24 protein-coding genes are annotated in these 18,563 nt (G+C 69.0%); 15 read left to right on the top strand and 9 right to left on the bottom strand.

The features are described from left to right. Window positions 1-144: 144 nt before the first annotated feature. Together C8K38_RS09110 and pspM are read left to right on the top strand one after the other, a co-directional pair. Window positions 145-978 carry a PspA/IM30 family protein gene (locus C8K38_RS09110; RefSeq protein ID WP_097211193.1) on the top strand — a complete coding sequence of 278 codons (834 nt, stop codon included), beginning with the start codon at window positions 145-147 and terminating at the stop codon, window positions 976-978. Between the two features lie 23 nt (window positions 979-1,001). Beyond that, window positions 1,002-1,853 (top strand): phage shock envelope stress response protein PspM, encoded by an 852-nt coding sequence (gene pspM / locus C8K38_RS09115; RefSeq protein ID WP_245220902.1) that lies wholly within the window; start codon window positions 1,002-1,004, stop codon window positions 1,851-1,853. Here pspM and C8K38_RS09120 read toward each other — a convergent pair. Genes C8K38_RS09120 through C8K38_RS09130 form a run of 3 tightly spaced genes read right to left on the bottom strand, consistent with a single transcriptional unit; the run spans window position 1,850 to window position 3,746 of the window. Beyond that, window positions 1,850-2,455, bottom strand: a complete 606-nt coding sequence (locus tag C8K38_RS09120; RefSeq protein WP_097211195.1) for an energy-coupling factor transporter transmembrane component T family protein — start codon at window positions 2,453-2,455, stop codon at window positions 1,850-1,852. The genes pspM and C8K38_RS09120 overlap by 4 nt on opposite strands. Further along, window positions 2,452-3,132 (bottom strand): energy-coupling factor ABC transporter ATP-binding protein, encoded by a 681-nt coding sequence (locus C8K38_RS09125; RefSeq protein ID WP_097211196.1) that lies wholly within the window; start codon window positions 3,130-3,132, stop codon window positions 2,452-2,454. The genes C8K38_RS09120 and C8K38_RS09125 overlap by 4 nt, the downstream gene beginning before the upstream one ends. 8 nt (window positions 3,133-3,140) lie before the next feature. Further along, window positions 3,141-3,746, bottom strand: coding sequence for a biotin transporter BioY (locus C8K38_RS09130; RefSeq protein ID WP_097211197.1), 606 nt, complete (start codon window positions 3,744-3,746; stop codon window positions 3,141-3,143). Window positions 3,747-3,973: 227 nt separating this feature from the next. Here C8K38_RS09130 and C8K38_RS27090 point away from each other — a divergent pair, with 227 nt between their 5' ends. The 3 genes from C8K38_RS27090 to C8K38_RS09140 all read left to right on the top strand — a co-directional run bounded on the left by C8K38_RS27090 (window position 3,974) and on the right by C8K38_RS09140 (window position 5,416). After that, complete coding sequence (locus C8K38_RS27090) at window positions 3,974-4,147, top strand: hypothetical protein (RefSeq protein ID WP_169310579.1); 174 nt, start codon at window positions 3,974-3,976, stop codon at window positions 4,145-4,147. A gap of 45 nt (window positions 4,148-4,192) precedes the next feature. Continuing rightward, window positions 4,193-4,900, top strand: coding sequence for a PIG-L deacetylase family protein (locus C8K38_RS09135; RefSeq protein WP_097211198.1), 708 nt, complete (start codon window positions 4,193-4,195; stop codon window positions 4,898-4,900). Between the two features lie 84 nt (window positions 4,901-4,984). Further along, on the top strand, window positions 4,985-5,416 hold the full coding sequence (locus C8K38_RS09140) for a hypothetical protein (RefSeq protein WP_097211199.1): 432 nt from the start codon (window positions 4,985-4,987) through the stop codon (window positions 5,414-5,416). Between the two features lie 62 nt (window positions 5,417-5,478). On the opposite strand, the gene C8K38_RS09145 is transcribed toward C8K38_RS09140, so the two are convergent. Further along, window positions 5,479-6,363: a diacylglycerol kinase gene (locus tag C8K38_RS09145; RefSeq protein WP_097211200.1), complete on the bottom strand. Its 885-nt coding sequence runs from the start codon at window positions 6,361-6,363 to the stop codon at window positions 5,479-5,481. After that, the gene (locus C8K38_RS09150; RefSeq protein ID WP_257017382.1) at window positions 6,360-7,940 is read right to left on the bottom strand and encodes an FAD-binding oxidoreductase; all 1,581 of its coding nucleotides are present in this window, start codon (window positions 7,938-7,940) and stop codon (window positions 6,360-6,362) included. Before C8K38_RS09150 ends, C8K38_RS09145 begins: the two co-directional genes overlap by 4 nt. Before the next feature lie 86 nt (window positions 7,941-8,026). Here C8K38_RS09150 and C8K38_RS09155 point away from each other — a divergent pair, with 86 nt between their 5' ends. The 3 genes from C8K38_RS09155 to C8K38_RS09165 all read left to right on the top strand — a co-directional run bounded on the left by C8K38_RS09155 (window position 8,027) and on the right by C8K38_RS09165 (window position 10,824). Then, window positions 8,027-8,632, top strand: coding sequence for a TetR/AcrR family transcriptional regulator (locus C8K38_RS09155; RefSeq protein WP_097211202.1), 606 nt, complete (start codon window positions 8,027-8,029; stop codon window positions 8,630-8,632). Window positions 8,633-8,640: 8 nt separating this feature from the next. Continuing rightward, entirely contained in the window at window positions 8,641-10,146 is a 1,506-nt protein-coding gene (locus C8K38_RS09160) for a glycerol-3-phosphate dehydrogenase/oxidase (protein WP_097211203.1), read from the top strand. A 123-nt stretch (window positions 10,147-10,269) separates the two neighbouring features. Further along, on the top strand, window positions 10,270-10,824 hold the full coding sequence (locus C8K38_RS09165; protein WP_097211204.1) for a DinB family protein: 555 nt from the start codon (window positions 10,270-10,272) through the stop codon (window positions 10,822-10,824). Here the strand turns inward: C8K38_RS09165 and C8K38_RS09170 are convergent. Continuing rightward, entirely contained in the window at window positions 10,821-11,441 is a 621-nt protein-coding gene (locus tag C8K38_RS09170; RefSeq protein ID WP_097211205.1) for a pyridoxamine 5'-phosphate oxidase family protein, read from the bottom strand. The genes C8K38_RS09165 and C8K38_RS09170 overlap by 4 nt on opposite strands. A 165-nt stretch (window positions 11,442-11,606) precedes the next feature. On the opposite strand from C8K38_RS09170, the gene C8K38_RS09175 reads away from it, so the two are divergent. From C8K38_RS09175 to recX, 6 genes are all read left to right on the top strand, one after another. Beyond that, window positions 11,607-12,590 (top strand): LLM class F420-dependent oxidoreductase, encoded by a 984-nt coding sequence (locus C8K38_RS09175; protein WP_179800505.1) that lies wholly within the window; start codon window positions 11,607-11,609, stop codon window positions 12,588-12,590. 28 nt (window positions 12,591-12,618) lie between these two features. Beyond that, window positions 12,619-12,852, top strand: coding sequence for a hypothetical protein (locus C8K38_RS09180; protein ID WP_257017355.1), 234 nt, complete (start codon window positions 12,619-12,621; stop codon window positions 12,850-12,852). Between the two features lie 37 nt (window positions 12,853-12,889). After that, a complete protein-coding gene (locus tag C8K38_RS09185) occupies window positions 12,890-14,038 on the top strand; it encodes a glycosyltransferase (RefSeq protein ID WP_097211207.1) in 1,149 nt (382 codons plus the stop codon). A 22-nt stretch (window positions 14,039-14,060) separates the two neighbouring features. After that, entirely contained in the window at window positions 14,061-14,255 is a 195-nt protein-coding gene (locus tag C8K38_RS09190) for a DUF3046 domain-containing protein (protein ID WP_097211208.1), read from the top strand. 234 nt (window positions 14,256-14,489) lie between these two features. Further along, window positions 14,490-15,533, top strand: a complete 1,044-nt coding sequence (gene recA / locus C8K38_RS09195) for a recombinase RecA (protein WP_077041372.1) — start codon at window positions 14,490-14,492, stop codon at window positions 15,531-15,533. Between the two features lie 7 nt (window positions 15,534-15,540). Beyond that, window positions 15,541-16,101, top strand: a complete 561-nt coding sequence (gene recX / locus C8K38_RS09200; RefSeq protein WP_097211209.1) for a recombination regulator RecX — start codon at window positions 15,541-15,543, stop codon at window positions 16,099-16,101. Here the strand turns inward: recX and C8K38_RS09205 are convergent. From C8K38_RS09205 to C8K38_RS09215, 3 genes are all read right to left on the bottom strand, one after another. Further along, a complete protein-coding gene (locus tag C8K38_RS09205) occupies window positions 16,098-16,538 on the bottom strand; it encodes a hypothetical protein (RefSeq protein WP_097211210.1) in 441 nt (146 codons plus the stop codon). The two genes, recX and C8K38_RS09205, sit on opposite strands and share 4 nt — an antisense overlap. A gap of 164 nt (window positions 16,539-16,702) precedes the next feature. After that, window positions 16,703-17,185 (bottom strand): hypothetical protein, encoded by a 483-nt coding sequence (locus tag C8K38_RS09210; RefSeq protein WP_097211211.1) that lies wholly within the window; start codon window positions 17,183-17,185, stop codon window positions 16,703-16,705. 50 nt (window positions 17,186-17,235) lie between these two features. Continuing rightward, a complete protein-coding gene (locus C8K38_RS09215; protein ID WP_097211212.1) occupies window positions 17,236-17,694 on the bottom strand; it encodes a pyridoxamine 5'-phosphate oxidase family protein in 459 nt (152 codons plus the stop codon). Between the two features lie 165 nt (window positions 17,695-17,859). On the opposite strand from C8K38_RS09215, the gene C8K38_RS09220 reads away from it, so the two are divergent. Beyond that, window positions 17,860-18,561: an alpha/beta fold hydrolase gene (locus C8K38_RS09220; RefSeq protein ID WP_097211213.1), complete on the top strand. Its 702-nt coding sequence runs from the start codon at window positions 17,860-17,862 to the stop codon at window positions 18,559-18,561. The last annotated feature ends 2 nt before the right edge of the window (window positions 18,562-18,563 follow it).

The raw sequence follows: 18,563 nt of genomic DNA on the forward strand, positions 1-18,563 counted from the left end.
CGAACCGATAGATTTGTGTGTGACCACCAGTGCTCGACTGGTGGGTCCGACCAGCAGGTAGGGCAGTGCCCGTGTTCCGGTGCGTGACGGTCGCGCATCGGGTCGCGCATCGCGCGGCGCATCAAATGGAGGCAGGATCAACCCATGGCTAATCCGTTCGTCAAGGCATGGAAGTACCTGATGGCGCTCTTCAATGCGAAGATCGACGAGAAGGCCGACCCGAAGGTTCAGATTCAGCAGGCGATCGAGGACGCGCAGCGTCAGCACCAGGCACTTTCCCAGCAGGCCGCGTCGGTGATCGGTAACCAGCGCCAGCTGGAGATGAAGCTCAGCCGCCAGCTCGACGAGGTGGAGAAGCTCAACGCCAATGCCCGTCAGGCGGTCACGTTGGCGGATCAGGCCGCCACGGCCGGTGACGTCGAGAAGGCCACCCAGTACACCAATGCCGCCGAGGCGTTCGCCGCGCAGCTCGTCACCGCCGAGCAGGGCGTCGAGGACCTCAAGGCGCTGCACGACCAGTCGCTGCAGGCCGCCACCCAGGCCAAGAAGGCCGTCGAGCAGAACGCGATGGCCCTGCAGGCCAAGGTCGCCGAGCGGACCAAGCTGCTGAGCCAGCTCGAGCAGGCGAAGATGCAGGAGAAGGTCAGCGACTCGCTGCGCTCCATGGACAGCACGCTCTCCGCGCCGGGCAACACCCCGAACCTGGACGAGGTCCGCGACAAGATCGAGCGTCGTTACGCGGATGCGCTCGGTTCCGCCGAGCTGGCGCAGAACTCGGTGCAGGGCCGCATGATGGAGGTCCAGCAGGCCAGCGTCCAGATGGCCGGGCACAGCCGGCTCGAGCAGATCCGGGCCTCGATGAAGGGCGACGCGCTGCCCACCGGCGGCACGGCGACCCCCGCCGCAGCCCCCGCCACCCCGGCAGCACCCGCCACCCCGGCGGCCAAGCCCGATGCAGCGGGACCTGCCGCGCAGTAGTCGCGTGGTCCGATGAGGGTGAGATGACGAGTTCGAGGCGCGGCCGAGCGGGAAGTGATTCCCGTTCGGCCGCTGCCTTTTTCGCCGTCGCGGCGAACGGCGCCTCCAGCGTGGTCGCGGCCTCCGAGGCGGCCCGCACCGTGAGCGGGTCGGTGGCGTCGGCCGTGCGGAAATGGTCCGATCCCCGTGCGAAGTTGCTCCGCAGGCGGCGCCGCGCCAATCGGCGTCGGATGCGGTACGGCACCGTCTCGGGTGCCTCGGCGGTGGGCACGGTGGGCCTGGCCGTGGCGTCGGCGCCGGAATGGTCGCTGATCGTGGGTGGCGGCGCCACCGCGCTGTTCGCGGTTCCTGCGGTCGCCGCATGGCGAACCTACCGGCGGCTCAACGAGATTCCGTTGCCCGCGCGCGCCCCGGCGCGACGGGCACTGCCACCGGTCGGGTCGGCGGCACGCGAGCCGGTTGGTCGGCTGCTCGGCGCACAGACGGGTCTGCAGGAGCTGCTGGGAGTGCTCACCAGGTCCGCGCTGGTCGCGGAGGAGGACATCGAGCAGATCGGCGAGACCGCGGCGTCGGCCGCCGAGGCGCTGTTCGCGGTCGCCGATGACGTCATCGCGATGGAACGGGCGGGTGCGACGACGGCCGGGCTGCAGCTCGGCGACGCGATCGAGGCCACGGCGGCCCGGCTGTCGGCAGGCGTGGAGCAGTACGAGGAGCTCCTCGCCTCCGTGGCGAAGATGACGGTGCCTGCCACGGCCGATTCGCTCGGAGCCCTCGAAAGGCAGCGGTCCGAGATGCTGTCGGCGTCGGATCGTTTGGAGGGGTTGGCCGGGGCGCTCGAGGAGATCGAGGCGATCAGGCGCAGGCACCGCGCCTAGTCGTCGACGCCGCGCGCGGCCAGTGCCTCGCCCATCGCGTCGGCCGTGCGCAGCGCGCCCACCACGACCGGCACCGCGAGTGCGCGCAGCGAGAATCCCAGGCCCCTGGCCTTTCTCGCCTCCGTCACGTCGGAGACGAGGCCGCTGAGCAGGGGGATGCACCGGAGGGTCATGGCGAGCACGAGTCCCACCCGCTCCGGGTTGACGCCGAACCGCCTCAGCGGGGCCAGCATTCGCGCCACCGCGTCCAGCATGTCCATCACCCTCGTGGTGAGCGTGACCAGCGCGGCGAGCGCCACCGACAGCAGCAGCACCCCGCACACCACCAGTGCGCGCTGCCAACCGGTGAAGATCACCTGGAAGGCGCCGACGAACAGGAGCATCCAGATGGCCGGGCGCAGCTGCCCGAGGGTGAGCCGCCATGGGATGCGCGCCGTCGCGAATCCCGCCGCCACCAGCAGCGCGGCGGGGACGAGTTGCCAGGGGGAGCGCACCGCCGCCGCGAGCGCGATGAGCGCCACGACGAGGCAGGCGAGCTTGGCTCCTGCGGGCGCTCGGTGCAGGAGCGAGGAGCCAGGGTGGTAGATGCCGAGCGTGGTCATCCGATCAGTCGCCGGTAGAAGCCGATCGCCTCGTCCGGGGCGCCGTCCGCGACCACGCGGCCCGAATCGATCACCAGCACCCGGTCGAAGTCGCCGAGCAGGTCTAGCTGGTGGGTCACCGCGATCACCTGCTGGCTCAGCGTCGCAAAGGTCTCGGCGACCAGTCTGGTGTTGCGCAGGTCGAGCAGTGTGGTCGGCTCGTCGGCAACGATCAGCTCGGGGTCGGTGACCATGATCGCGGCGAGGGCGAGCAGCTGCTTCTGGCCACCGGAGAGCAGATGTGTCGGGTGCTCGGCGTGCCCGGCCAGCCCGAACGTCTCGAGCACCGTCGCGACCCGGGCCGCCCGATCGGCAGCGGGAATCGAGCTGCGGCGCAACGAGAACGCGATGTCCTCCGCGACCGTCGGCATGATGATCTGATGGTCAGGGTCGGTGAACACGAAGCCGACCTTGCGCCTCACCTTGCGGCCCTCGCGCGCGGTGTCGAGGCCGTCCACCGTGACCCGACCGCCACTCGGTGTCACCAGGCCATTGATCATCCGGGCCAGGGTGGACTTGCCGCTGCCGTTCGCGCCGATGACCCCGATCCGCGCCTCGGTGAGGACCAGATCGACATCCGCGAGCACGGCGCGCTCACCGTAGTGGTGGGCGACGGACTCGAAGCGGATCTCGGGCATCGGCGGGACTAGACGACGTCGGCGGGCGTGCGGGCGGGTGCCGCCGACGTCAGCAACGCCGGGTAGGCGCGATGCACCTGGGCGGCCACGACCGCCGCGATGACGGCCTTGAGGAGGTCGCCGGGGACGAAGGTGCCGTTGGCGCTCAGCGCCTGCCAGAAGGTGAGGTCGCTGCGGAGCATCATGCCCGCGATGCCGAAGGCGTAGATCACCACGATCCCGCCGAGCGCGTTGATGACGATGCCGATGAAGACGTTGTAGCGGGGCAGCATCTTGACGGTGAGCCAGCCGATCAGCGCGACAGCCGGAATCCAGCCGATGAGGAATCCACCGGTGACGCTGGACAGCGAGGTGAGCGAGGTCCGGCCGCCCGCGAGCACCGGCAGGGCCAGACCGAGCACGATGACGGTGAGCACGGTCAGGACGCCCTTGCGGGGTCCCAGCAGCGCGCCCGCGACCATCACGCCCAGCGTCTGCAGCGTGATGGGGACGCCGGAGGAGCCGATGGTGATCGTGCCGGGCAGCCCGAGGGCGATGATCAGGGCGGCGAACACCGCGACCTGGGCGAGGTCACGAGCGGTGTTGCGGGGGGCGCCTGCGGTGCGTGTAGACACGAGCGGTCGAGCTCCTTGCGAGTACGTGGGGACAACCCGCTGAGCCTATGCCAGCGGCAGGTACCCGCGGTGTTCACCCGGACCGCCGCGACGTCGGCGCCCTAAGGGATCACCCTGATCTTTCCCTGATCTTGCCTCTGAGCTGGTGCTTTTCTTATCGAGTCCTGCCAGGCTGGACGCATCGGGCCGTCAAGTGCGGCGGTCGGATCGAGTGAACGGAGAACCCGGTGTTCTGGAAGATCGTAGGTATTGTCGCCCTCGTCTGGATCGCGCTCGCCGTGGTCGGCGCGCTGGTCAAGGGGCTGTTCTGGGTTCTGGTCGTCGGTGCGGTGGTATTCGGGCTGTACCTGCTCTTCAAGGCGATGTCCGACAGCGACACGAAGGACGTCACCCGGCTCTAGCGCGGCGCCGCGCGGTACCGCCCGGGGCCGGGCATGCTGAGGCGCATGGAGCCGATTCCCGAGGACTGGAAGCGGGGCGTCGTCATCGTCGCCCACCCCGACGACATCGAGTACGGGGCCGCCGCGGCGGTGGCCCGCTGGACCGGACAGGGCAAGGACATCCGGTACGTCCTCGCGACCAGCGGTGAGGCGGGCATCGCGGGCCTGCCGCCCGCCGAGTGTGGGCCGCTGCGCGAGGAGGAGGAACGTCGCTCGGCGGCCGTCGTCGGTGTCGACGAGGTCGAATTCCTTGGCCACCCCGACGGCAGACTCCAGGAGGGGCTGGACCTGCGACGCGATCTGGCGGGGGCGATCCGGCGGCATCGGCCCGAGTTCGTGCTCACCATGAATCATCGCGAGACCTGGGGGCCGGGCTTCCTCAACAGTGCTGACCATCGGGCGCTCGGGCAGAGCGTGCTCGACGCGGTGTCCGACGCGGCCAACGAGTGGATCTTTCCCGAGCTCACCGAACCGCAGTGGACGGGCGTGCAGTGGGTGGCGGTCAACGTCATGGTCGGGGCCACGCACGCCGTCGACGTCAGCGCCGCGATCGACACCGCGGTGGCGTCGCTCGCCGAACACAGCCGTTACCTGCAGGCGCTCAGCGACGTCCCGGTGCTGGACCAGGCGCGGGCGCAGATCGAGATGGCGACCGGTCCGAGGGACGGTTTCGCGGCCGATCGTGCCGTCGGTTTCGAGCTGTTCCAGTTCTGACGACCAGTGGATGGGCAACTGCGTGTGGAACTCGAACCGAACATGGACGAAGCAGAGAGGTTGTATCCAAGGGTTCTCGCCCGCATGACGCAGTTGATGCGCGAGGTCGACGAGCACGGTGATGGGGGACCGGCGTCTGAACGCGCCGCAGAAGACATCAGACGGCTCACGTCCAAGACGGTCGAGCCTTCCGAGCTTCTCTACGCATGGGAAAGCGAAGGCGAGGAGGTCCTCGCCTTTCGGCTCAGTCTCCCGGATCCGCCAGTCGTGGAAGACATCTCATATGCCGAGCTGACAACACTGGTTCACCGGGCGATGACACACCCGGTGCCCATCGCAGACGGTTTCGCCGGCAGCTTCGGTCCGTATCTCGATCGCTGGTATGCCGCGCTGTTGCGTCGAAATTGCACCCGATACCGTCCACAGCTGTTCAACCGTCGCCGAAGTCCGGGCGGAGACTGGTATGACCCCAGCGCTGAGGAAATCGCCACCGCCATCCGTCCGCGGGATTCCTGATCGACCAGTCGGCCGATGCACTCGCCGAGGTGGATTGAACGCCCACCTCGGCGAGCGGACCGTCAGCGGATCGGTGCCCCGACGATGACGGATCCGGCGCCGGGGACCGCCTCGATGTCGATCGGCAGCGGGGCGACCCGCTCGCCGTCGGCGTACGCGGTGATGCCCGCCGCCTCGAGCCGGACCCGGCGGGACCGGAACGTCTGAACCTCGTCCAGGTCGACGTGGGTGCCCTTATAGACCGTCGGGAACAGGCGAACCAGCCGCAACCGGCTGCTCGCCGCCACCACGGTGACGTCCAGCAGTCCGTCGGTGACCTCCGCGTTCGGGGTGATCAGCATGCCGCCGCCATAGGAGGTGCCGTTGCCGACCGTGACCATCGCCGCGTCCAGCTCGATCGTCTGGTCGTCGAGCACGATCCGGTAGGGGATCGGGCGCAGCTGCGCCAGCTCGACGAGCATCGCGACGTTGTAGCGCATCGGACCGCGGGGCCACCGCAGCCGGTTCGCCCGGTCGGTGACAAGCGAGTCGAAGCCGCTGGAGAGCACGGTGCCGAACCAGCGGTCGCCGATCTTGCCGAGATCGATCGTCTCGGTGGTGCCGCGGGCGATGACATCGGCGGCGGCGGCCGGGTCGTCGACCGGGATGTGGAACAGCCGGGCGTGGTCGTTGCCGGTGCCGCCGGGGATGATGCCGAGCGGGATGCCGCTCTGGGCCAGGGCCTGCCAGGCGATGCTGATCAGCCCGTCGCCGCCGGCCGCGACCAATGCGTCGGTGCCGTCGGCGACCGCCTTCCGTGCCAGCTCGAGTGCCTCGGCCGCGGAGTCTCCCTCGATCTCGGAGACCTGCACGCCGAGCTCGCGTAGTCGGGCGATCGCGGCCGCGGCGGCCTCAGGGGCGTGGCCATTGCCTGCGGCGGGGTTCGTCAGAACCGTGACTGATCTCATGGAATCAGCTTGCCAGGGTTGAGGATTCCGGTGGGATCAACGGCGTCCTTGACTGCCTGGAGCACCCGTCCGCCCAGCTCGCCGACCTCGTCCGACATCCACGGACGGTGATCGCGCCCGACGGCGTGGTGGTGGGTGATGGTGGCGCCGACGGAGACGATCGCGTCGCCCGCGGCCTTCTTCGCCGCCGCCCACTGGGGCAGCGGATCGGCCGTCTGTGCGCAGACCACGGTGAAGTAGAGGGAGGCGCCGGTCGGGTAGGTGTGCGAGATGTGGCACATCACCAACGCCGGGGTGCCCTGTGCGGTCAGCGATTCGGTGATCGCGCTGGTGACGGCGGTGCGCAGGTTCGACAGGTTCGACCAGGTGGTGGCCGTCTCCAGGGTCTCCACGATGGCGCCCGCGTTGAGCAGCGCATCGCGCAGGTACGGCGCGTCGTAGCGGCCGTGCTCCCAGGACCTGGCGGGCTGCTCGCCCAGGTCGGTGCCGCCCGCGGCGGCGAGCAGTGCGCTCGCCTCTGTGTGCCGGGACTCGACGTGCGCTGTGGTGCCCTCGAAGGTGGTGATCGCCAGGCAGCCCGCCGCGGGGCTCTCGCCGCCGACGTCGCCCGCCAGCGCCAGGTTGAGGCCGGTCTCGGCCTCGTCGGACAGTCGCATCACGGTCGGGGTCGCGCCGGTCTGGATCACCGTGCGCAGCGCGGCGGCACCGGTCTCGAAATCGGGGAACGACCAGGCCCGGTAGGCGGTGGTCTCGGGGACCGGGTGCACCCGAACGGCGACCTCGGTGATGATCCCGAACGCGCCCTCCGACCCGACGAACAGCTCGCGCAGGTCCGGTCCGGCGGCGGACGCGGGCGCCCGGCCGAGATCGAGATCGCCGGTGGGGGTGGCGACCCGGATCCGCTGGACCATGTCGTCGAAGCGGCCGTAACCGGCGGAGGCCTGGCCGGAGGACCTGGTCGCGGCGAACCCGCCGATCGTGGCGAACTGGAAGCTCTGCGGGAAGTGGCCGAGCGAGAAGCCGTGCGTGCCGAGGAGTTGCTCGGCCTGCGGGCCGGTGACGCCTGCCTGCAGGGTCGCGATGCCGGACACGGTGTCGAGCTCGAGCAGCGCGTCCAGGCGGCGCAGGTCGAGGGCGATCACCTCGTCGAATCCGCCGCGCGCCGGGTCGACGCCGCCGACGACGCTGGTGCCACCGCCGAAGGGCACCACCGCGATCGACTCGGCCGCGCAGTACCGCAGCAGGGCGAGCACCTCGTCGTGTGAGCCGGGCATGACCACCGCGTCGGGGGCATCCTGCGGCTCGGTATCCTTGCGGCGCAACAGGTCCGGCGTGCTCTTGCCGCCGGCATGGCGGAGCCGGGTCGCGTCGTCGGTGTGCACGTGCTCGGAGCCGATCAGCTCGTCGAGGTCGGTGCGGTGGCCCTCGGTCAGGCTGGTCGGGCGCAGCACCGCGGCCGACTCCTCGGGCGGCGGCGACTGCTCGGCGCTGACGCCGAGTGCGGATCGGAGCAGGGTGAGCACCTGCGGCGAGAGCTGCTTGCGGAACTCGGCGACTCCCCAGGCGTCCCACTCCATGGTGGGTGCCGCGGTGTCGGGGAACTGCGGAGTGGAGGCTGATTGCGGAGCTGCGGTGTCGGACATGCGTTACAGTGTTACATACGATGTCTATCCGTAACGCTGATCCGCAGACTGCAGCTGCAGCGCCCACCGTCGACGACCTCATTCTCGACGCAACCCGAGCCTGCGTGCTCGAGTTCGGCCTGAGACGGACCACCCTGGCCGAGATCGCCCGCCGCGCGGGGGTGAGCCGACCCACCGTGTACCGCCGCTGGCCCGACACCAAGGCCGTCGTCGCGGACCTGCTGACCAGGGAGATCGAGCAGGCGCTGCCGGAGATGTCCGGGTCGGGGAATGCGCGTGAGCTGTTGGTGCGCGGCGTGGCGGAGACCGCCGAGACGGTCCGGACCCACCCGCTGTTCGTCAAGATCCTGCGCTCGGACCCCGAACTGCTCATCACCTACATCGTCGACCGGCTCGGGGCGAGCCAGCGGGCGATCGTCGAGACGCTCACCCCGGTCGTTCTGGTCGGGCAACGCGACGGCTCGATTCGCGCGGGTGATGCCACCGGCATCGCCACCATGATCCTGCTGATGGCGCAGTCGGCCGTGCAGTCCGCCGGCATGGTCGCGGAGATCCTGCCGCCGAAGGCGCTGATCGCGGAGCTTGCGCACGCGGTCGACGCGTACCTCAGACCACCCCTCACATAGGAGCAACGGTGAACCAGCAATCGAAGTCGGTGCTGAACGCGGACCGGCGCAGCCGGGAACTGTCCGGGCTCGGCGACGGGACCGCGGTGGACGTGCTCGTCGTCGGCGGCGGCATCACCGGTGTCGGTACCGCCCTCGACGCCGCCTCGCGCGGCCTGCGGGTGGTGCTCGTCGACAAGCACGACCTGGCGTTCGGGACGAGCCGGTGGAGTTCCAAGCTCGCCCACGGCGGGTTGCGCTACCTGGCCTCGGGAAATGTCGGCATCGCGCGGGAGAGCGCCGTCGAGCGCGGGATCCTGATGACGAGCACCGCGCCGCACCTGGTGCGGGCGATGCCGCAGCTCGTTCCGCTGCTGCCGTCGGTCGGGGCCTTCGAGAAGACCCTGGTGCGAACCGGATTCCTGGCGGGCGACGTGCTGCGGGCGACGGCCCGGACGTCGACGAAGGTGTTGCCGCGCTCGCGCCGGGTGTCCGCCGACCGCGCCGCGGAGCTCGCGCCCGCGGTCCGGCGGGACGGCCTGCGCGGCGGGCTGCTGGCGTTCGACGGCCAGCTGATCGACGATGCCAGGCTGGTGGTGGCCATCGCGCGCACCGCTGCGCAGCACGGCGCCACCGTGCTGACCCGGGTGGGCGCGTACGACGTGACCGGTACCTCGGCGCGGCTGCGCGATGAGCAGACCGGCGAGGAACTGACGATCCGGGCGCGCGCGGTGGTGAACGCGGCGGGGGTCTGGGCCGGGCAGGTCGATCCCGACATCCGGCTGAAGCCGAGCCGGGGAACCCACCTGGTGTTGCCTGCGCAGGCGCTGGGGAATCCCACCGCTGCGCTGACGGTGCCGATCCCGGGCGAGACCAACCGCTTCGTGTTCGCGCTGCCCGCGCAGCTCGGGCGGGTCTACCTCGGCCTGACCGACGAGGCGATCGAGGGCGAGATCCCCGACGTGCCACAGGCGGCGGACTTCGAGATCGACTTCCTGCTCGACACGGTGAACACCGCGCTGGGTACGCCGCTGACCCGAGCGGACGTGCTGGCGACCTATTCGGGCCTGCGGCCGCTTCTCGACACCGGTGAGGGCTCCACCGCCGATCTCTCGCGCAACCACGCGGTGCTCCGCTCGTCGAACGGCGTCATCAGCGTGGTCGGCGGCAAGCTCACCACCTATCGGAAGATGGCGCAGGACGCGGTCGACGCGGCCGTCCGCGCGGGAGGTCTCGTGGCGCGGCCGTGTGTGACCACGAAGCTCCCGGTGGTCGGCGCGGGGCCGGTCACCGGCGACCTGCCCGCCTCGCTCGTCGCCCGCTACGGCAGCGAGTCGGCACAGGTGGCGGCTGCGGGCGAGCTCACCCCGATCGCGGAGGGCATCGACGTCACGCACGCCGAGCTGGCCTTCGCGGTCAGCCACGAGGGCGCCCTCGACGTCGACGACCTGCTGGACCGGCGGACCCGGATCGGGCTGGTGCCCGCGGATCGCGAACGTGCAACGGAGGCGGCCGAGGCCGCGCTCAACGGCTGACGGCTGAACGGCTGACGGCGAGGATCTTCGGGTTTTCTCCGCGACCCCGGCAATTGAGGACCGTTTCTGACCGCAATTGCTCGTAGCGTCATCCCTACCAACAGACAAGGGAAGGCCGATCACATGAGCACCGTTCAGAACGCCGCCGCACAGTCCACCGTCACCGGAGAGCATGCCGACATCCTGGCGATGCTGGCCGATCAGCGCCAGACGTTCCTCATCACATTTCGGGGACTCGACGACGCGCAGGCTCGGACGCGGTCGACGGCGAGCGAACTCACCTTGATCGCCCTCGTCAAGCACGTCGCCACCGTGGAGCGGCACTGGATCGAGACGATGCTCGAGCCCGACGAGAACGCCGAGTTCGACATGGAGACCGCCACCGCGGCGTGGACCGTGGGCGAGGACGAGACCTTGGCCTCGCTGCTCGAGGACTACGCGGCAGTCGCGCGCGCGACGGAGGCCGCGGTGTCGGGGGTGCCGGACCTGGGCGCGCTCATCCCGATGCCGACCGCGCCGTGGGCCCCCGAGCGCGAGTGGTGGACGGCCCGAAAGATCCTGCTGCACATCCTCCGGGAGACCGCGCAGCACTCGGGTCACGCGGACATCATCCGCGAGTCGCTCGACGGCGGGAACACCACCATGCAGATGGGGGCCGACGCAGGCATGGAGTTCTAGCGGGGGAGGTCGCGCTCGGCGGCGACTCCGAAGTAGTCGCCGCCCTTGTGCTCCGGGTTGTGGGTGCCCCACGCGCGGACCCTGTCGATCGGCACCAATCGGGGGATGTGCTTGCGGCAGTGGATGTATGCCTCCTCGACGTGAACGAGGACCCACCGCTCCGCGCGGCGGCCGCGCACCCGCTCCGTCGGAATGTCCGGGTGCGCGCGGCGCAGCTCGTCATCGGCGACGATCTGCGCCGTGCCGTTGACGTGCAGGCCGATCAGATCGGTGACGAAATCCGCCATGAACAGCCCGATGTGCGGGTTCTCGACGATATTTCCCAGGCTGGCCATCACGCCGTTGCCCTGGTACTCGGGATATCCGACGAGGTCCGTGGCGAAGACCTGGACGAAGCCCGGTGGGCCGGCCCGCAGCGACACATCGCAGGTTCCATCCGACGCGGACGTGCCGACGAACAGCAGGTCCATTCTCGCGATGAACTCGATCATCGCGGGGTTCAGGTGGGCGCACATCTGGCGGTCGTAGAAACGGTCGGCGCGGAACGAGGTCCCCAGGTCGTCCTGCATCGTCCGCTCGCCGTTGGTTCCGTTCGCCGGGAGTTCGGCGCTGGACATCGTGGTTCTCCTCGAGTCGAGGCATGTGGTGCGAAGCGATCACCCTCATGCTCCGTCCGCCCCAGGGTCCGCCACCACCGACCCTGGGGTGACGATCCGCCACCCTCGGGGTGGCCCGCCTCGGTGCCGCGCGGATCGGGCCCGCCGGGAGTAGCGTCGGAGTTCGTGAGCATTCGACTCGGATATCAGATGCCCAACTTCAGCTACTCGCGGTCGGTGCGGGAGCTGTTCCCCACCGTGATCGCCCAAGCCCGCGAGGCCGAGGCGGCCGGATTCGACACCGCGTTCGTGATGGACCACTTCTATCAGCTGCCCGGCATCGGGGAGCCCGACGAACCGATGCTCGAGGCCTACACCGCGCTGGCAGGGCTGGCGGCGTCGACCCAGAGCATCCAGCTCTCGGCGCTCGTCACCGGCAACACCTATCGCAACCCGCCCATGCTCGCCAAGACGGTGACGACCCTGGACGTCGTCAGCGGCGGGCGGGCCGTGCTGGGCATCGGAGCCGGCTGGTTCGAGCTCGAACACCGCCAGTTCGGTTATGAGTTCGGCACTTTCACCGATCGCTTCGAGCGGCTCGGCGAGGCGTTGGAGATCATCGTGCCGATGCTGCGCGGGCAGCGGCCGACGTTCGAGGGCAAGTGGTACCGGACCGAGGCGGCGATCAACGAACCGCGGATCCGCGACGATCTCCCCATCCTGATCGGCGGCAGCGGAGAGAAGAAGACCTTCGCATATGCCGCCCGGTTCGCCGACCATCTCAACGTCATCTGCAACGCATCCGAGCTGCCCCGCAAACTCGACGCGCTCGAGGCGCGCTGCGCGGAGATCGGCCGGGACCGCAGCACGCTGGAGACGAGCTTCCTGGCGTTCGTGATGATCGACGAGGACGGCGATCGCGCCCGCCGCCTGCAACGGGACTTCCTGCTCGCCCGCGGCATCGACCTGAGCGCGCTCGACGAGGACGAACGCGCCGCCGCGACGGACCGGCAGTTCGTCGGCGATCCCGACGACGTGGCCGAGCAGATCGCGTCGCGGGTCCTCGATCGCGGGATCGACGGCGTCATCATCAACCTGGTCGCGAACGGCCACGAGCCGGGCATCGTCGAGCTGGCGGGCCGGACCCTGGGCGGGTTGGTGCGCCGCTGAGAGGAGGCGAGCGGGGTGGAGCGCAGGAGTGACGGCACAGACCCAGGTCGCCATCCATACCGTCGCGAGCGTCTTCACCCTGTTACTGGTTGTGCTGCTGGAGAATGCGAGCCGCCGGGCAGACGAGGCCGCGCAGGAGAAGCTCAACGTCATCGCCGAGGCGTTGGCCGCGCTGATGGACTCGTCCGCGGCGCACGACCCGGCGCTGCGTGAGGCGGCGACACGGCTCCGCGACGCCGTCGGACTCGAAGCACGTCACTGAGGTCGGGGCGCTCTGGCCGCTGTGGCACGCTGATCGGATGCGAGTCGCCGTCGTCGCCGGACCGGATCCGGGTCATGCCATTCCAGCCATTGCGCTCTGCCTGAGATTCATTGCGGCCGGTGACGATCCCGTTCTCTTCACCGGGGTCCGCTGGTTGGAGGCGGCGCGGGAGGCCGGCATCACCGCGCGCAAGCTCAAGGGCCTGGCGCCGCGCCCCGAGGACGACGACATGGACGCGGGTCAGCGCATCCACTCGCGGGCGGCGCACATCTCGACCGAGGTGCTGCCGGACCTGAGCGCGATGCTCCCTGACCTGGTGGTGTCCGACATCCTCACCGCGGGCGGCGGGATGGCGGCCGAACGCCTCGACGTGCCATGGGTGGAGCTGTCGCCGCACCCCCTGTACTCGGCATCGAAGGGGCTGCCGCCCATCGGCAGCGGCCTCGCGCCGGGCGAGGGCCTGCGTGGCCAGGCCAGGGACGCGCTGATGCGCGCGGCCACCGCGCGCTCGATCCGCCAGGGCGCACGCCAGCGATCCGCCGCCCGGGTCGGCGTCGGGCTGCCCGCGACGGACCCCGGCCCGGTCGCCCGGCTGATCGCCACCCTGCCCGCGCTGGAGGTACCGCGGCCGGACTGGCCGGAGAACGCGCACGTGGTCGGCCCGCTGCTGTGGGAGCCGACCTCGGACCTGCTGACGCCGCCGCCGGGCGACGAGCCGCTGGTGATGATCGCGCCCTCGACCGCGTTCACCGGCGCCGAGGGCATGCTGGAGACGGCGCTGAAGGCCCTCGACGGCGCGGGCGTGCGGGTGGTCGCCTCGATGCTCGACGCGCCGCCGACCGACCTGCCCGACTGGGCCCGAGCCGGGCTGGGCAGGCAGGACGCGTTGCTCGCGCAGTCCGCCGCTGTCGTGTGCGGCGGCGGGCACGGCATGCTCGCCAAGACCCTGCTGGCCGGGGTTCCCGCGGTCACGGTGCCCGGCGGAGGGGACCAATGGGAACTGGCGAACCGCGCGTCCAGGCAGGGCAGCGCGGTGGTGGTGCGCCCGCTCGGGGTGGACGCCCTGCGCGAGGCCGTCCTGCGCGTGCTGTCCGAACCCGGGTTCGGAGCGGCCGCGGCGGGCGCGGCGGCAGGCCTGACCGAGGTGGCGGACCCGGTGGCGGTGTGCAGGGCGGCGGCCCGGTGACGGTGCGCGCTACCGTTGCCGTGTGCGACTGACCGAGTTCAACGAGATGGTCCACAGCGAGTTCGGCCGACTGTACGGCGACTCGCTGCTGTTGGACCACGTCCTGATCAGCCTCGACGGCAAGACCGCGGCCGAGGCCATCGAGGCAGGTCGCGATCCCCGCGAGGTCTGGCGCGCGCTGTGTGCCGAGTTCGAGGTCCCGCGCGCCCGCTGGTGAAACCGGATCCGTCGATCGGTCCGGCGCCACGCCGCCGCGGATGTTGACTCGAACAGGTGTTCCCCTATGCTGGGGTGTGTTCGGTGATCGCCCGGATCGGTGACCTTGTCCCTGGACAAGTCGACTGATCACGAACTTGTCGGTACCCCGCTCTAACGTGACGGCATCGCTTGAAACAGATCGCTGATGAATCCCAGATCGCTGGACGAGTCGTTGACTTAAGGAGAACCGAAGATGGCACCACAGGCACACGATCGCGACAAGGCGCTCGAGCTCGCACTGGCGCAAATCGACAAGAACTTCGGCAAGGGTTCGGTGATGCGCCTCGGGGACGAGTCTCGTCAGCCCATCGCGGTGATCCCGACCGGCTCGATCGCGCTGGATGTCGCCCTCGGCATCGGCGGTCTGCCGCGCGGTCGTGTGATCGAGATCTACGGTCCGGAATCCTCCGGTAAGACCACGGTCGCCCTGCACGCGGTCGCCAACGCACAGGCCAACGGCGGAATCGCGGCCTTCATCGACGCCGAGCACGCGCTCGATCCGGATTACGCCAAGAAGCTCGGCGTCGACACCGATGCGCTGCTGGTCTCCCAGCCGGACACCGGTGAGCAGGCGCTGGAGATCACGGACATGCTGATCCGTTCCGGCGCGCTCGACATCCTGGTAGTCGACTCGGTGGCGGCGCTGGTGCCGCGCGCCGAGATCGAGGGCGAGATGGGCGACAGCCACGTCGGTCTGCAGGCCCGCCTGATGAGCCAGGCGCTGCGCAAGATCACGGGTGCGATGAGCAACTCCGGCACCACCGTCATCTTCATCAACCAGCTGCGCGAGAAGATCGGTGTCATGTTCGGCTCGCCGGAGACCACCACCGGTGGTAAGGCGCTGAAGTTCTATGCGTCCGTCCGCATGGACATCCGGCGAATCGAGACGTTGAAGGACGGCTCCGACGCGGTCGGTAACCGCACCCGCATCAAGGTCGTCAAGAACAAGATGGCGCCGCCGTTCAAGCAGGCCGAGTTCGACATCCTCTACGGTCACGGGATCAGCAAGGAAGGCTCGCTGATCGACATGGGCGTCGAGCATGGCTTCATCCGGAAGTCGGGCTCCTGGTTCACCTATGAGGGCGACCAGCTGGGCCAGGGCAAGGAGAACGCCCGGAAGTTCCTGCTGGAGAACACCGACATCCGCGACGAGATCGAGAAGAAGATCAAGGAAAAGCTGGGCATCGGCGCCGACGTGACGGCGGACGCGGCGCCTGCTGCCCCGGTCGACTTCTAGGACCACCGTGCGCTCCGGTGACGATGCCCCCCGGACTCCCGCCGCTCAGGAGGCGCAGGCAAAGGATGTGTGCCTGCGCCTCTTGACGGATCGGGCGCGTAGCCGGGCGGAGCTGGCGAAGAAGCTCGCGGACAAGGGCTTCGACGAGGATGTCGCCGTGCGGGTGCTCGATCGGCTCACCGTGGTCGGCCTGATCGACGATGCGTCCTTCGCCGCCCAATGGGTGCATTCGCGGCACACCTTCTCCGGCAAGGGGAAGCGCGCGCTTGCGATGGAACTGCGCACCAAGGGGGTCGCGCCGGAGATCGCCGCGCAGGCGCTCGACCAGATCGACGGTGACGACGAGCGTGCCCGCGCCATCGAACTGGTGCAGCGGAAGCTGCGCACCATGTCCCTGGACTTCGAGGTGGACGGACCTGGCGGGCGCAGCAGCGAACGGGACCGGGCCGTACGCCGGCTGGTGTCCATGCTGGCCCGCCGCGGCTACCCGCAGTCGATGGCCTTCGATGTGGTGAAGAGCGAACTCGCGCAGGCCGGTTCGGAGCTCGACGGCCTGGTGGACGGCTAGGGCGTCCCTCCCGCGGCCGGGAGGACCCCCACCCTCCTGAGCTCGTCCAGCATCGACGTGCGGGTCAGGTACGCCGCAATCCGCAGTTCATCGCCGCGTCGGCGCAGCAGGAAGTCCGAAGCCATCGTGAGGGTGACGGGGTCCGAGGAGCGTGGCCGTAGCGGGATGGACCAGGTGGTGCTGGCGAGACAGTAGTGCTCGCCCAGCCAGGTAGCGGAGTGCGAGGCGAGGGTGGTGCCGCCGTAGCCGATCGCCTCGAACAGCTCCGAACGTGCGGAGATGCCGGCGAGCAACTGTTCGCGGCTGATGTGCTGGTTGCCGTCCGGATCTCCGACCAGTACCTGGTCTTCGTAGAGCGGCGCGAATTGTTCGGCGCTGTCAGCGTTGGCGTAGCGCGCGAGGAAGGCTTCGATCTGAGCAGAATCGCATGATTGCATGCACTCTAATTATACCGTGGCGGAAGACGATTCGGCGTTAGGCGCGCCGCACTGCGGCTAGTGAAGAAGTGCCTAAGGTCATCGACACTCATCGTGCGCGAACCTTGGGCGAATCGTTCCTCAGATCGTTGCTCACGCTGCGAGCGACGCAGTCGCTGATTGATCTAGTCGAACCAGGGGACCGAGAGGTGCTCCAAGGCCGTGTCCGCGCTTGTCAGCGATATGGTGAGCAAGAATGTGGAGCCGTTCTCGGCGTCCTCGCGCAGAGTGACCCTATACATCCCAGGCTCTGCCGGAAGTCGCTGCGAATATCCTGCGAGCGGCGACTCATCTGCGAACTGAGCGGCCATCGACAACTGGGTGTAGTCCGTGACCCAGAGGCCTTCAGCGCCGACTTGCACAATGCCAGAAGCTTCGCGGAGTGCCTGCACGGGCGAAGGCTCGGACTCAACAATCAGGTTGCTGTTCGCGTTGTCGGAGCCAGGATAAGCGACGAATAGTGAACCTCGGTTCATCTGCTCCACAAAACGCGCAAGGAGGTCGTCGAGTGCCCAATCCTCATCTACGAACCCGCGATAGGTATCCGGTGCGACTACACAGACGAAACCGTCCTCGTCCACCTGCAAACTCAGATCGATGTTGCTCACGATCCAACTCTAGGTGGGTAGGCCGGTTCGGGGCTCGACGACTAGGTCTCCTAGCCGTCGATGTCGAGTGCCGTCCCGTACAGCCGATCCACCTTCAGCCGGATCACCACGCGACGCTCGGCGACCAACTGCTCGAGGAACGCATCCTCATCCTCCGGCTTCGCGGCCTCGGGAACCATCGCGAGTAGCTCTCGCCCGATCGCATCACCCGGCGTCGTGGTGATCTCGGAGATCTCGGCCTCGCCCTCGGCCACGGCGAACGACCATACGTCGCCGCCAGGAACATGTACGGCCGCGCGCGGGTCACGTCGAAGTTGCGTGACCTTGATGCGGTCGGCCGTGGTGGAGAACCGCACGATGCGCGCTTCGGCGTCCCAGTTGTAGAGCATGGTCGTGAGATGGGGATGGCCACTGCGCTTATTGGTGGCAAGGGTGCCGAACTGCTGAGTGCGCAGCAGCTCGGAGAGTGCGTCGTCGGACAGGGTGCGGGGTGCTGGACCTTGAGCCATGACGTGGTCAACTTTCGTGTGCGCCCAGGTATTCCGACAACCTCACCCTCCGGAGGTCCGACCAGGGCCTCGGTGGTGCCTACGATGGAGGAGATCGGAGTACCTGCAGTTTCGACGCCTGACCACCCCAGTGGGAGTGTCCGGCCAACACTGTGAGGCGTCCACATGACTCGAGAGGGAAGTATCCGGACAGGCAACCGGACCGTCACCTATCTCGAAGTCGGTGACCCGGGCGGCCCGCTCGTCCTGCACAACCACGGTGGACCCTCGAGTCGACTCGAGGCCGAGCTGTTCGATTCGTCCGCGAAGGCCAACGGAGTGAGATTCGTGTGCGCGGATCGGCCGGGCATGGGCGGGTCCGATCCTCAGCCCGGCCGCACCTTCGAGGGCTGGACCGATGACCTCCTGTTACTGGCCGACTCCCTGGGCGCACACCGATTCGCGGTGACCGGCTGGTCCGAGGGTGGACCGTGGGCCCTCGCGGCCGCCGCGTACCTGGACCCCGCGCGCCTCGTCCACGTCGCCTGCATCGCGGATCGGGAGGTGTTGGCCGATGAGGACGTCCTCGGGCTGTTTCTCGGCGCGAGCCGGGAGTGCTTCCTGCACGGCGCGGACGGCCTCGTGGTAGACGCCACCATGCTCTACGAGGCCTGGCCGTTCGACATGACCAGCGTGACGCGCCCGGTGCATTTCTGGCAGGGCAGCGATGACGCCCTGGTGCCCGAGATCATCAACAAGACGGTGGCGGAGAAGACCCCGGGGGCGCTCTGGCACCCGATCGACGCAGGTGGCCATTTCATCGCCGTCAGCCATGCGGACGACATTCTCGCGCTGGTGGCGAACGATCTTGCGCCGGAGTCGAACTGAAC

The organism is Rhodococcus sp. OK611, assembly GCF_003050885.1.
Taxonomy (GTDB): domain Bacteria; phylum Actinomycetota; class Actinomycetes; order Mycobacteriales; family Mycobacteriaceae; genus Rhodococcus_G; species Rhodococcus_G oryzae.